The 12,740-nt window shown below is 48.1% G+C and carries 12 protein-coding genes and 1 tRNA gene; 4 read left to right on the top strand and 9 right to left on the bottom strand.

Features of this window, described 5'->3' with window-relative positions; genetic code table 11:
* Window positions 1–5: 5 nt before the first annotated feature.
* Window positions 6–515, bottom strand: coding sequence for an oxidoreductase (locus G9C99_RS09845; RefSeq protein ID WP_166417321.1), 510 nt, complete (start codon window positions 513–515; stop codon window positions 6–8).
* A 304-nt stretch (window positions 516–819) separates the two neighbouring features.
* On the opposite strand from G9C99_RS09845, the gene G9C99_RS09840 reads away from it, so the two are divergent.
* On the top strand, window positions 820–1,434 hold the full coding sequence (locus G9C99_RS09840) for a response regulator transcription factor (protein WP_166417320.1): 615 nt from the start codon (window positions 820–822) through the stop codon (window positions 1,432–1,434).
* A 20-nt stretch (window positions 1,435–1,454) separates the two neighbouring features.
* Here the strand turns inward: G9C99_RS09840 and G9C99_RS09835 are convergent, their stop codons facing one another.
* The 4 genes from G9C99_RS09835 to G9C99_RS09820 form a co-directional block, all read right to left on the bottom strand.
* Complete coding sequence (locus G9C99_RS09835) at window positions 1,455–2,327, bottom strand: sulfotransferase domain-containing protein (RefSeq protein ID WP_166417319.1); 873 nt, start codon at window positions 2,325–2,327, stop codon at window positions 1,455–1,457.
* 149 nt (window positions 2,328–2,476) lie between these two features.
* A complete protein-coding gene (locus tag G9C99_RS09830; RefSeq protein ID WP_166417318.1) occupies window positions 2,477–3,874 on the bottom strand; it encodes a nucleotide sugar dehydrogenase in 1,398 nt (465 codons plus the stop codon).
* Between the two features lie 130 nt (window positions 3,875–4,004).
* On the bottom strand, window positions 4,005–5,597 hold the full coding sequence (locus G9C99_RS09825) for a glycosyltransferase (RefSeq protein WP_166417317.1): 1,593 nt from the start codon (window positions 5,595–5,597) through the stop codon (window positions 4,005–4,007).
* Complete coding sequence (locus G9C99_RS09820) at window positions 5,578–7,041, bottom strand: HlyD family secretion protein (protein ID WP_166417316.1); 1,464 nt, start codon at window positions 7,039–7,041, stop codon at window positions 5,578–5,580. The genes G9C99_RS09825 and G9C99_RS09820 overlap by 20 nt, the downstream gene beginning before the upstream one ends.
* 178 nt (window positions 7,042–7,219) lie before the next feature.
* On the opposite strand from G9C99_RS09820, the gene G9C99_RS09815 reads away from it, so the two are divergent.
* Complete coding sequence (locus tag G9C99_RS09815; protein WP_166417315.1) at window positions 7,220–7,801, top strand: histidine phosphatase family protein; 582 nt, start codon at window positions 7,220–7,222, stop codon at window positions 7,799–7,801.
* Between the two features lie 63 nt (window positions 7,802–7,864).
* Window positions 7,865–7,940: transfer RNA gene (locus G9C99_RS09810), tRNA-Val, on the top strand.
* A gap of 28 nt (window positions 7,941–7,968) precedes the next feature.
* Here the strand turns inward: G9C99_RS09810 and G9C99_RS09805 are convergent.
* Entirely contained in the window at window positions 7,969–8,502 is a 534-nt protein-coding gene (locus tag G9C99_RS09805) for a zinc ribbon domain-containing protein (protein ID WP_166417314.1), read from the bottom strand.
* Between the two features lie 750 nt (window positions 8,503–9,252).
* Entirely contained in the window at window positions 9,253–9,861 is a 609-nt protein-coding gene (locus tag G9C99_RS09800) for a TetR/AcrR family transcriptional regulator (protein WP_166417313.1), read from the bottom strand.
* A 175-nt stretch (window positions 9,862–10,036) separates the two neighbouring features.
* On the opposite strand from G9C99_RS09800, the gene G9C99_RS18585 reads away from it, so the two are divergent.
* The gene (locus G9C99_RS18585) at window positions 10,037–11,269 is read left to right on the top strand and encodes a flavin monoamine oxidase family protein (RefSeq protein WP_166417312.1); all 1,233 of its coding nucleotides are present in this window, start codon (window positions 10,037–10,039) and stop codon (window positions 11,267–11,269) included.
* Window positions 11,270–11,594: 325 nt separating this feature from the next.
* On the opposite strand, the gene G9C99_RS09790 is transcribed toward G9C99_RS18585, so the two are convergent.
* Complete coding sequence (locus G9C99_RS09790; protein WP_166417311.1) at window positions 11,595–12,221, bottom strand: CPBP family intramembrane glutamic endopeptidase; 627 nt, start codon at window positions 12,219–12,221, stop codon at window positions 11,595–11,597.
* Between the two features lie 116 nt (window positions 12,222–12,337).
* Window positions 12,338–12,664, bottom strand: coding sequence for a hypothetical protein (locus G9C99_RS09785; protein WP_166417310.1), 327 nt, complete (start codon window positions 12,662–12,664; stop codon window positions 12,338–12,340).
* Between the last annotated feature and the right edge of the window lie 76 nt (window positions 12,665–12,740).

Raw genomic sequence — 12,740 nt, 5'->3', positions numbered from 1 at the left:
GCAACTTAGTGCACTATTTCGATCCGATCGAGCTGCCAAATACTACGTGAATAAATTTCTTCGGAATTATACTCCGGTTTGCTGTCATAAGGGTAAATAATCCACAAAGGACCTTTATCACGTACCATCATAGGGGCTCCATTGCGCAGATAGGCAACGATGGGCCCACCTTCGACAGCATCTTCGAAGGGTATCTCAACAGCATAGTCATTGATTGCAGTGGCCCGAATTGTACCCATCTCGACATCCAACGCACCTAATAGATCATGCAGCAGAACGCCCTCAAAGACTTGCAACCCATCAGTCCAAATTGTCGTCGTTGTTATTTCTGTGGAAGAAAGTTCCTGTAGCATCGCCAGATCAAACACTGCTTCGTCACCAACATTAATCACGCCAATTTCCCCGGAAACCGTCAATACAGGTTCTCCACCCGGTATCTGTAAATTTTCGGCCTGCACCTCTTGGGGCAGAGCAAAACTGCATATAAACGCCGCAACAAATAAGCCGTTCCACATCACTTTTCTCCAAATTCCTGAGATGTCATAAGGCCACAGTGTCACAAGATTGATTATCGCGCATCTGTGCGTTGGGTCATCGAACTATCCTTTAGGTTAGTATTCCCTATCGAATGCGTGTTTTCCGCAACGCATGCGCCACTCATTATCGCTAAATTCCTCCGTTAGGATAGCTGGAGAAACATTTTGAAAGGTGATTGGCATGTCTGCGAAAATTAAAACAACCCAGAAACAGGTTGATGGAATTGCAACCTTTAAAGGTGTAGGATCAAAAGACAGACAGAGTTTTTTTCAGAGTATACAAATGCAAATTCTTCTCGCAGACGATCATGACATGGTACGAGAAACGATTTCGGCCTACCTCGAACGCGAGGGTGGCGCAGTTGTTACGTCGGTAAACGACCTCGATACCGCGCTTCATCAAATTAAAACAAATGGCCCCTTCGACTTGGTTTTGCTCGACTACAATATGCCCGGCATGAATGGGTTGGACGGACTGGGCAAGGCGCGGGCTTTAAATGAAGCGGGCGGCGTAGCAATCCTATCAGGCAGTGCACCAAACACCATTGCACAAGAAGCAATCGATGCAGGCGCTATCGGTTTCTTACCCAAAACGATGGGGGCTAAATCTTTGGTAAACGCAGTGCGCTTTATGGTTTCGGGTGAAACTTATGTGCCCGTCGCATTCATGCAGGAAGATAACTCAAAGCAAGAGCACCCACTCGCCCAAAAACTAAGTCAGCGCGAAAACGAGGTTCTCTCGGGCCTGTGCCGTGGCCTTTCTAACAAAGAAATCGCCCGAGAACTTGATTTGCAAGAGGTAACGATCAAGCTTCATGTGCGGACATTGTGCCGTAAATTGGATGCAAAGAACCGCACACAAGCTGCAATGACCGCGAAAGAAGCTGGGCTTTTTTAGTTCATGGACCACAGGCGTTGTTAAGCTGCCGTTCCCCACTCGAGCCAACGGCGCTCATCAACGCTTAATAATTCTGACATACGGTCATCATACGCCGCTAAGTCAGCTTGGGCCAGTTGCCCATGCCATTTGTTAGAAGTCGCGCTATCGAAAAAAGAAGTGTCTTCTTTCCAAAACCCTTGTTTTGCAGAAACGGCAAACCGATCAGCATTGGCTTTCATATTTGAAAAAGTCGCAGCCTGAATAAGCGATTTTTCCACGGCCTCTGAATGTTGTATTCCTACATGCATCGCAATTTTTTGAAACGCCCCGGATAAATCCTCCAACATATCTGCATAATGAAGGAGTAATAAATTCGTGTTCGTTTCAAGTTTTATCGCACTTTTGTAATGGTCAACGATGGAACTAAGGCTCGCGCCATCTTGATGCTCCCCCTCAAGAAAAATACGAAACCCTTCTGATATCGAGTCTGGAAAACACTCTCTCAGAACATCCTCTTTCATATTTACGACATGTTTACGAAATGAGAAATGCACATCAATCGGATGCCGGTAAACGGAGATGTATTTTAACTCTTTCCAAATCGGAATACCGTCCAAAGGCGTATGCGTTTTGATATGACGCCGATGCTGCTGCGCCTCTAGCCCTTGAAGCAACGCATCCCCATCAGGTACCGATATATCCAACCACGGCGATTTGCGGGCGACATCTGCATCGACCAAAGGATCGCCCGAAATAACCAGAGCCAAAATACCTTGTGTCCAAGTTGTTCCAGATTTAGGCGGGGTCGAGACAACGATATCCCCAACACGTGGCTTAAATGCCCACCAACGCGACCGATCCGCTAACTTGCCGCTGTAAGTACGAATGGGTAACCGGGGGGATGACAGCAAGCTTTGATCCTTTAACAAATATAGCAATCCACACATAAAAGAACCAAGGGCAGTTCCCCGCCCTTGGTACATCGCAATAGTTACTCCAACACCGTAAAATTGCAATTTCTATGTATCTACCTTCTACCTTCTACCTTCTACCTTCTAACTTACCAAGCAATCCCGCTGTAGGTTGCAACCGTTGGCGGCGCATCGAATAGACGCACGAGATCTACTATATTTTTGTGCGGAGCGTTCCGTACCAGACGACGGTAAGTAGCGTTTTTGTGGGCAACTATAATCACGTCAGCTTCTTTCATGACGTCCTCAGCACTGCCACGCAACATCTGAGGAAGGTCATCAACAAGATCACGTAATCCTCCGCTTGCATGTTTCACATAGCCTAATTGAGCGTCCAGAGCAGTATCCACGGTAATCGCATCATCATGAGCAACAATTTCATGACCTTCTTCTTTGAGGGCCGCCATGACCTCCAATATTGGGCTTTCACGCAAATCGTCTGTACCCGCCTTAAACGCGATTCCTAAAACACCGATACGTTTTGCCCCGGTCGCCTTAACCATATGATAGGCCTCTTCAATATGGGTTTTGTTTGAGATGTCTAAATTTGCCATCATTGGTAATTCAACCCCTGCAGATTCAGCCATGTGCTGCACAGCCCGCACTTCTTTAGGCAGGCAAGACCCTCCATACGCAAATCCTGGCTTCAGGTAATACGAGGATAGGTTCAATTTGGTGTCCTGAGTAAACACATCCATGACAACGTGACTATCAACATCAAAGGGCTTGCACAGACGGCCGACCTCATTGGCAAAACAAACCTTTGTGGCATGCCAAACGTTGTCGACGTACTTGACCATTTCTGCCGCCTCGATCCCAACCAAAATCGGCTCTGGGTCAACGGGGGCATATATCTGGCGCATTATATTTGCACTACGCAAATCTGTGGTCCCAATTACCGTTTTCGGCGGAGTATGGAAATCCGCAATTGCAACACCTTCGCGCAGGAATTCAGGGTTAAAGCAAATACCAAAATCACGCCCAACAGTTTTCCCCGAAATCTTTTCAAGAATTGGGGCCATGACCTTCATCGTGGTTCCAGGCGGAATAGAGCAACGCATAGCAAAAACGTGAAAACCTTTTTTCTGCGCTAGGCCAACTCCCATGGACCGAGCGGCCTGCTCAATATAGCTGTAATCGCATCCGCCATCAGCTGCGGTGGGTGTTCCAACTGAAATGAAAGTAACATCCGTTTCGCGCACCGCTGCGGCCAAATCATCGGTTGTCGAAATTAACCCCCGATCGACCCCTTCGCGCAAATAAAGTTCTAAGTCTTTCTCGTGAATTGGGCTTTCGCCACGCCCTACGCTTTCGACCTTATCTTGATCCATATCGACACCAATCACTTGATGCCCTAAATGCGCGAGACATGCCGTAGAAACTGCCCCTACATACCCCAACCCCACAATGCTAATTGATGCTAACTTTTCCGGAGTTGGCGCGGGAACAACGGTAGCTTCGGCAGTTTCAAACGGATGCAGTTCCATAATTATACCTTTCAATATCAGATGGATATAACATGTCATCTCCACTGCACAGAGTCTCAGCCCCCCTCGGATAGTCGACAAAGAATTAGGTTACTCAAACTATACTTTCGAACCCACAATGCGCGTGTGGTCAGTACCAATTCGGGAACGGCAGCAATCCAATATAAATTGAAACACCTGCCAAAAAGCCAGCAACCGCTGTAGCTAATTGTAGCTTAGCAAATCCATTTTTCAGCATAGGCATTACGCCCTTTTCCCCCCCGGCACTTTGATTGCCCCGGTTTGACCATTTCTGCTTGGAAAGATGGAATATCATATAGATTTTAACCGAAGCGTTGATCACTTGATTTAGGTAAAGGACAAAGGGCCAACTCATATCCACTGTGCGGCTGTAGTTAAACAAGAACAGGCACAATACAATACGCGACATGAGCACCCAAATGAGACAATTCCAAATATATCCAGGAGCAACAATAGACCCTAATAAAGCTAAAGCTGGACTCACCATCATTGTCCACATCGCAATACGTTGATCGACAATACACCACCAGATAAATGGCGAAACAACGCGCGGCCCCAACGCAATCGCGCGGCTACCATTGCGTAACATATTTCCCGACCAACGACGGAAGTTCTGAACCATCCGTCCCATACCGTTTCCTTCGATAACCTCGATGGTGTAAACGGTTGCGTCGGGCACATATGTCATTTTTGCACGGCAGGTGAGTAAGTGATACCACGTCGATTTATCGTCACCAGAAAGGAAACGAAACCGCCCCCAAAGCCAATGATCCAAATGATCTGCCTCAATTGTTCGAATAAAGCGCTCGGACAGAATATGATGAGCGCGAAAAACGCTCATGCGCCCTGTCAAGGTCAACACCTTGCCGCTGACCGCGTGGCTTTGCATGGCCAAACGTCTCTGAGCAAATCGCATATTAAGCCAACTTTCGATCCACTTCGGGCCATAGCAGATGACCTCTTCATTGGTCGTCAGCGCCTGAAGATCAGGGTCAGCCCCGAACATCGGTAAAGTCTTTTCCAAAACGTCATCGCCATATAATGCGTCGCCGTCCATAAATATGACCAAATCATCGCTATTTGGCATTGCTCGATTTATCGCCCGCAGAATGAGACCAATAGCCATGCGCTTGCCTGGTTGATTTTGACGAATAAAAACCAATTCCGCGAGGTCATCAGGTATATCATTGGCATAGACGTCAACAAATTGGCGAATAATCTGCTCATCAAAGGAACTTCCTGTGCCAATATAGATTGTCGTCGGAATTTGCTCTCTGCGGATTTGACTTAAAATCGACCCTATGACGCGTTTCGTGATTGCTGGCTCTTCAAAATACGTCGTCATTTGGATGTGCAAACGCTTTGGTCGCCACCCCTGCACCCAAACCTCATTCGCCTTTGACCGCTTCTTTGGCCAGATAAATCGTTTGTAAACAGACGCGCGTACTGCATGGGTAAACCACCAACCAAAGCGCCAAATTCCAATGCTCCCGAGCACCAGGGTGATGTGAAGCGCAGACGGTGAAATAAATCGGTTCGGCAAATAAAGCATAAGCCAAAGCAAACAAACGAAGCATGTCACCAATATGAGAACTTGTTGCGCGCCCCATTTAGCTAATCCAGCTTTTGCAGGCATCCGAAATTGACGCAACCGAACAGCCAGATCTTTATCAAACTCATATTCAGTTTGTGGAGTCTTCATGTTTCCCCCATAGACCCTCCCACCATTCCAGCGGAGCCCAACGACGGTGGATTTTGATGTTTAACGGAGCATTCGGTCGCAGAAGGCTACGAATATCCTCAGGTGAAATTTCATCCAATTCAAACGAAATAATTACGCCATACTCTTCTGCACGAAGGGGATCGCCCCCTGCTGAAATTTGAGAAATATGCGCGCCCAGACGGATCAATTCGCCCCCAGAATTCAGATTTACGTCCGCCTGTTGGCCAACAAATAATACGTCCACAGCGCTCGCGGGCATCCACCCCACCGCAACGCGTGGTTCAGCTTCCTCTAGGACTAAAGCGTCCCCACCACGGGCAATAAATTGGTTCGGATAAACAAATACCTCTTCGACGATACCATCATGCATAGCCACAATATTCAGTGCATCTGCTGCGTCCTTGCGATTTCCCAAATCTCGGCGCAAGCGCGACAGCTCTTGCAGTCGGTCCCGCACACGCAAAGCTTGTTCATCGATATCCGTCTGCAGGGGCGCCAATCGTGTTGTAATTTGGCGCTCCAGCCCAGCAATGGCAGCTTGTGCTATATAGATTGTCCGCAGGTCACGCCCGGCAAAAAAATCATAAACTGAACGAACTGCTATTAAGCGTTGGAGCCTCAATTCCAATGCATTCAAACGCGGCACAAATGACTGGTGTTCAGCGTCATACCTATTGATACGTTGTGCATACCGGCGCTCCGCGTCTTCAAGTCGGCGTTCAGCCGCATCACGTGCCACACGGATCGCTTCGATGTCACTATCCATTTCAGGAGTGCTCATCTCGATCAAGGTTTGCCCTTGCGATACAGAATCGCCGACTTCGACCAATATTTCATCTACATAAGCTGCGACCGGGCTACGGTAGTATTCAATGGGTGCAACCACATGACTGCTTTCGGCATGTAAATAGGTCAATCTATCGATGATTTGACCACCAATAAATCCCAAGACCACCCCAGCAAAAATGAGATAAAACACAATATTCCACAATAGTCGACCAACGCGTCTGCCAGCCCCAATATCCCCGGCTTTCTGTTCTGTTTCAGTTTCTCCCATTGGCACAAGATCTATTGGGGTATCGAGACTTGTAATCATGTCCTCGCTGCTGGCCATCCGCCCAGATAAAATGGAACGATAGAACAAATGCAGTGTTTCACGTTGGCGACCGCTCAGGTCTTTAAAAAGAACGCCATTTCCAGCTTCATCTCTTTCAATACGAATAGGAAAGCGTACATCAACACCTTGAAAGGGAACCGATAACGTGCCTGCTGCTGGGCATTCAGGTCCATCTACAGGCCACTCAAAGCCAGCCAAGGACCATTTTTCAATTTTCAACACCTCACCCATAGGCGTTTCAAAAAACATGCCTGCGTGTACCTGCCATGATAGATCAGGATGGGGAGTTTCGTGCCGGACTTTCATAACGCGCCCTAATTGTGAAATACAAAGATACAGTAGACTGAAAAATAGTTGAGATGTGGTCACCGCCGAATAGGACGCGCGCGCAAAAGGATAGGTCTCTTACGCCCTTTGCTTGCACTGTAATCTTAGCCCCGCTACTGATTGCGAACGCTTAACTCTTTTTACATGTGGATTTTTCATGCAATTGCCTGAACTCTTTATGCTTCGTCACGGACAAACAATTTGGAATGCCGAAGGCCGTTTTCAGGGGCAAATGAACTCCGACTTAACTGAGCAAGGTAAAAGGGACGCCGCGCGCCAAGGATCGCTCCTAAGCCCCGTCTTTAAAAAATTCCCAAACGCAAAAATCGTTGCCAGCCCGCTGGGTCGTGTACAGCAAACAGCAACTATTGCACTGACTATGCACAACCGCACACCAGAGTTTGATAAGAACCTTATGGAGATTTCAGCAGGCCAGTGGGAAGGTGTTACCCGGAGAGATATCGAAAAAGGGTGGCCAGATCTATTTAATGCATCGCAAACAACAATTGATCTATTTATGGCGGCTCCCGGCGGCGAAGGGTATGAAACGCTCTATAATCGCTGCAAAGCGTTCCTATCCAATTTGGACCAACCCAGCATCGTATTTACACATGGAACAACTATGGCAGTCTTGCGTGGAATTGCGCGAAATCTATCTTATGAACAGGTAACACAACTGGACCATAGACAGGGCTGTATTTACCATATTTCCGACGAGCACGAGACGATTTTAGATTGAAGGAGGTTTTTGTGAAAAACCCTCTTGCACTCCCTTTGGGTCTTCTCTAAATACCCGCTTACCGGGTCGTTAGCTCAGTTGGTAGAGCGCTTCGTTTACACCGAAGATGTCGGGAGTTCGAGCCTCTCACGACCCACCATTCGTTTTCAGCACATATGAAGCACCCTCTAAAGCCCTGAACGGCATGGATAATTTTGGTGTTCTAGCGTGTCACCAAAGTCGCGGTGTGGCGCGGCTTGTTTTCCCTGTTTTTCGTGCAAAATGATCTTCTGTTTTTCCATTCCATCGATCTTCTGCTCATAGGCTTTGATCACCGTGGCGTTTTCTGTTTCCACGATTCTGTCCAGCAACGCGTCGATCTGATTGTCGACCTCGGTGACTTGCTTTTGGATGGTCTGCTTATCTTGTTTATTTTGCGCACTGCGGATGTCCCACGCCGTTCGGAACATCGCCTTAGCCATGTCAAACAATGTCTGGTTTGGCTCAAGCTTGTGCAACAATTCTCCGACATCGCCTTCCAGCTTGTCACGGCGGATCGACTTGCCGTAGCTGGCGCAACTTTTGGTTTGGCACAGATAGTATGGATGGTATTTCGTCTTGCCTTTGGACCAGCTGGATCGCAGCAGCGCACCACAACCCTCACAGATGACAAAGCCACGCAAGGCGAAATCTTCGCCGATGTCTTTGCGAGCGGGGGCCAATTCTCGGTAGACGACCGCGCGTTGGCAGCCGTTTCAATTGCCGCCGATCGTGAAGCCTGCATGTCGTTGCCACCACGAGATCAAATCAACAATGCGCATACTGCATCAGGTCACGCGCTTAATTTTCTGCGACGCAATAAGTTGCCTGATAAGGGCTTGCAGGACCTCCAAAGGGCGCAACACAAGTTTGCAAAGACTAAATTGAAGAGGGTAAGAAGAACTCATTGAACTGGTTTCAGCGGCTAGTCAGACGTAATCGATAGCTGACGTTGAAATGGAATAAGCGAATAGTCTCCTTCATCCGCACACCGACGATTAAGACCCCAAAATACTGCAGGGTGCGTGAATGGTCGTTAGACGCCATGGCAAAAGCCGCTGAGAAGTATGGGGTTAGTATTAATGATCTGTCTGGGCCGATTAACACCCGCGCCAATGATATCCGGGAACTGCGGTTGGAAGTGGAGCGGCAGAAAGAGTTGGAGCTGGAAAAAGCTAACGAGCGTACGAGGGATAGGGGGATGGATTACGGATTGTGATGGCAGGCAAAAAGGGCGCGTGTTCTCCGAAGGGTCAATGGAATCTGCGAAGGTTGCCTCGAAACACAGGCCAATGCCGTTCACCACCTGACCTATAAAGATTTCTGGGCTAGGCTAAGAGGGTAGGATCCGTTTGCTGCATGATGCATCAATGTCGGCACTGCAGGATTTAGTGAACTTTCGTCGTATCCGTACAAATGTCTGCTATCATCGTTTAGACACTGTTTAGCACTGTGGCCCTCATTGTTCTAACCGCTTGCTCTTCATAGAAAGCTCTATTTTTGGCTCCTGCCTCACAGACCAGTTGCAGGAGCGTGTTTGCAAGATCGAACCAGTAGGCGATCTGCTCTTTACGGATGGGCGCGTTTGATCTGTCAGCATTGATGGCCCGTGCTATCAAGTTGATTGTGGTGTCATCATGCGCTTTGTCAATTCTTTGTATTTCCCTGTTTAATACAAATGCCTTGGTCAATTCGGATGTCAGAATGTGATCTTCTTCTGTGCATTCGGCGAGCCCTTCTGCAAAGACCTGGACAAAGTAATCCTCGACTGAAATGTCATCCGGGATAACCGAAAACACCCGTTCTACATATGCCGTGGCCTCTTTGAGATACTCTTCGTAAAGCCGCGTGATAATGTCGGACTTGTCCTTAAAGTACTTATAGACCGTACCAATGTTGCACCCAGCTTCAGTTGCAACGTGATTTGTCGAAAATTTCTCAAACCCGTCTCTGATCAGGATGCGCCGTGAAGCCTCCAGAATGCTTGTTTCTCGGGCGACAGATCGTGCCTGACGGCGGGGAGTAGAAGTTGTTGTATTCATCGGGGCCACTGAGTGAGTAGAAAATAGTGCCTGAGTAGTTAAGTAAAGCCAGATCGTCAATAAATAAGCATTTGCTTACTTTTTAGGATTGGGCTACATGGTGGCAAAGAAAAGAGGTTCTGAACCTGTTCGCGTGATCAATATCGTCGGATTTTTTTGAACCATGGAGACAAGCATGAAACGTCGCACTGTACTAAAGGGACTGGGGGCAACCGCTCTTATGTCTGGATTTCTGCCTGCACCGACGCTTGCCGGAGAACCGCGCGCGCCTTTGGGGTACCTGCGCACAAACTGGAGCCGTGATCCTTATTCATTCGGGTCCTATTCAGGCTTTCTGAAGGGGTCGACAATTGAAGATCGCGTTGCATTGGCCGAGCCGGTAGAGAACCGGATCTTCTTTGCGGGCGAAGCCGCAAACACGGAATACAATGGGACCGTTCACGCAGCTTACGAATCTGGGGTAACGGCCGCTGAGACCATCTTGGATGACACCGATGCGCGTAAACTCGCGGTGATCGGGTCAGGCATCAGCGGCCTTGCAGCAGCAGAGCTGCTGACCGAGAATGGTCGTGATGTGACCGTACTTGAGGCAAGAGATCGCAAAGGGGGGCGTCTTTGGACGGTTGATGTGCTGGGTGTCCCATTGGACTTGGGCGCAAGCTGGATTCATGGGATTGACGGCAATCCATTGGTTGAGCTGGCCATGAGCCAAGATATGGGCGCCGTACCTACAGATGATTCCACGATCATTCGGGGTCGGGATGGTCGAGGAGTCGCTTTTCGTGATGCACCGGAATGGTTGGAAGAGGTCGGCAACGTCCAACATAATGCTGGAATGGCGCTGAGCCAGATCAACGTTGAAGCCGCGATGGAGCAAGGCAACAATGATTATGATGGCGAAGAGGTGATTTTTCCAAATGGATACGCCCCCATCTTAGGTGCATTGACCGGGCAATATGATTTGCAATTGAACGCTCCAGTTACGGCGATCAGACTTACCGACGATCAGGTCAGCGTCACGTCCTCCAGGGGTACTGAAGCCTATGATGCAGTATTGGTCACGGTTCCATTGGGTGTGCTGAAGGCCGGAAGTATAGAATTCGCACCAGCGCTTCCCACCAGAAAGCAACACGCGATTGACGCGCTTGGCATGGGCACTTTGGACAAAGTCTATTTGCAATATGAAGAGGCATTCTGGGACCCGAACGTCAACTGGATCATGACCCCCGAAAACGACCTGCCCCAGGGGCAGTTCAACGGATGGCTAAACCTGTACAAATATTTTGGCATTCCAGTGATCATGGCCTTCAATGGCGGTCCCCCCGCGTTGCAGCTTGCTGGCCTTAGCGACAATGAGGTTATTGAGCGCGGTGTGAGAACACTGAATATGGCTTATCCGGTTTCATAGAAAGTTCGCCGTTGCTTCAGAACGGACGTTCAAGGTTTTTGAAGTATCGATACTAAGGACTTGTCTTATGTTTTTCCCATCGATCTGCGAAGATTGAGCCATTCCCCACCGAGCCAATTTTGGCGGGGAATGGTGGCGGTTGGATCGATTTGGGCTTGGTCGTAGTGCTGCAAATTCTTTTTCCCGATCCTCGAGTTAGAAACCGGGCGGATTCAACCACCAAAAAGGTGGACAGGTTGGAGTTAGACTTTACTATCGGGCCTTAAAGCCAAAACTGGTTAAGTATCCCAAATTTTGGCAACAGTTCTGGTGAATTGCAGTCGGCTTACGTGAAGAAAGCAGGTGTATTGCTGAGCATATGCACGATTGCCACGACAATGAATGACCTTGAAAAATGATAAACAAGCCCAAAACCTAAGCCCATGAAGATGTATGGGATACTTCCCAGCCAATCACCTGAGAAAATCACATGTACCAACCCAAACAGAGTCGCGCTAATCAGGAGTGTGACAGCAAACGGCACTTTTATTACGTTTCCAATATCAAAGATTGATTTTCGGAATACCAGTTCTTCCAAAACCGGACCAACAACAGCAATTGTTAGAAATGTCGCTATAATATTTTTCTGGGCGATGGTTTCCATAACCGCTGCCTGATTATCAGAGGTTTCGGATCCGGATATGGCAATAAATAGAGACACCCCGGAAAAAAACAATATTTGTGTAAATAAAAATCCACCAATGCAAAACATAAGAAAGCGAAGTAGCGACATCGTGCGGGTATATTGGAAATTCTCCCACAGGCTATCGCGCAACACAAACACCATTAGTGCAACCATTACAACTTCCAACAAAAAATCTGGTAGCGGCACCGAGTTCGGCGGAACAGACAGATAAGTGACGTAAATCAGAACGCAGATGAGTGGATTTCGTAGTTGAAAGAAATTTGTCATTTGTTGCGCTTTCCAGCCGAGGGTTTGGCTTCATATCGTTGATATCTGGAAATGGGGTGCAACATCACCCCACCTCCTTCATCTTCTTGCGAAGAATGTCTGATCATTGGCGTTGTTTAGCGAGTCGAGAACATGATTTCAGCGAGTGTGTTTGCGGTCTCCGCGTATCCCGGATAAAATCGGTTGACACCGTCAATAAACTGCTGGCGGGACATTTCACCAGTATAGACAGCACTACTTACCGCCAGGAATTCCTCTCGCTGCTCGCCCGTATTGATGGGTAACCGTTGGTAGTTCTCCTGAGAATCAATTGTATTGCCTACATTATCAAACCAGCTTTGGAAGCCGGGATCGTCAAGTATAGCAGGATCGAATGCCAATGCCTGCGTGGCCATAGCAAGTGTTGCAAATAGAGTAGTGAAGGATAGTGACTTCTTAAACATTGAGTTTCCTTTCAAGGATTTACCGGTAGTGGACTCAGGTCACGTCACACCGAGAGGGTGTGAATGTCGATTAGAC

Source organism: Cochlodiniinecator piscidefendens, from assembly GCF_011326755.1.
Classification (GTDB): domain Bacteria; phylum Pseudomonadota; class Alphaproteobacteria; order Rhodobacterales; family Rhodobacteraceae; genus Cochlodiniinecator; species Cochlodiniinecator piscidefendens.
The sequence above is the reverse complement of the archived record's forward strand: the minus strand, read 5'-3'. Positions and strand labels throughout refer to the sequence as shown.

Excerpts from the sequence above, each read along its gene's own strand:
- G9C99_RS18585 (WP_166417312.1), top strand. The coding sequence starts at position 10,037 with ATGAAACGTCGCACTGTACTAAAGGGACTGGGGGCAACCGCTCTTATG.
- G9C99_RS09790 (WP_166417311.1), bottom strand. The coding sequence starts at position 12,221 with ATGACAAATTTCTTTCAACTACGAAATCCACTCATCTGCGTTCTGATT.
- G9C99_RS09820 (WP_166417316.1), bottom strand. The coding sequence starts at position 7,041 with ATGAAAGTCCGGCACGAAACTCCCCATCCTGATCTATCATGGCAGGTA.
- G9C99_RS09830 (WP_166417318.1), bottom strand. The coding sequence starts at position 3,874 with ATGGAACTGCATCCGTTTGAAACTGCCGAAGCTACCGTTGTTCCCGCG.
- G9C99_RS09785 (WP_166417310.1), bottom strand. The coding sequence starts at position 12,664 with ATGTTTAAGAAGTCACTATCCTTCACTACTCTATTTGCAACACTTGCT.
- G9C99_RS09800 (WP_166417313.1), bottom strand. The coding sequence starts at position 9,861 with ATGAATACAACAACTTCTACTCCCCGCCGTCAGGCACGATCTGTCGCC.
- G9C99_RS09815 (WP_166417315.1), top strand. The coding sequence starts at position 7,220 with ATGCAATTGCCTGAACTCTTTATGCTTCGTCACGGACAAACAATTTGG.
- G9C99_RS09840 (WP_166417320.1), top strand. The coding sequence starts at position 820 with ATGCAAATTCTTCTCGCAGACGATCATGACATGGTACGAGAAACGATT.
- G9C99_RS09825 (WP_166417317.1), bottom strand. The coding sequence starts at position 5,597 with ATGAAGACTCCACAAACTGAATATGAGTTTGATAAAGATCTGGCTGTT.
- G9C99_RS09845 (WP_166417321.1), bottom strand. The coding sequence starts at position 515 with ATGTGGAACGGCTTATTTGTTGCGGCGTTTATATGCAGTTTTGCTCTG.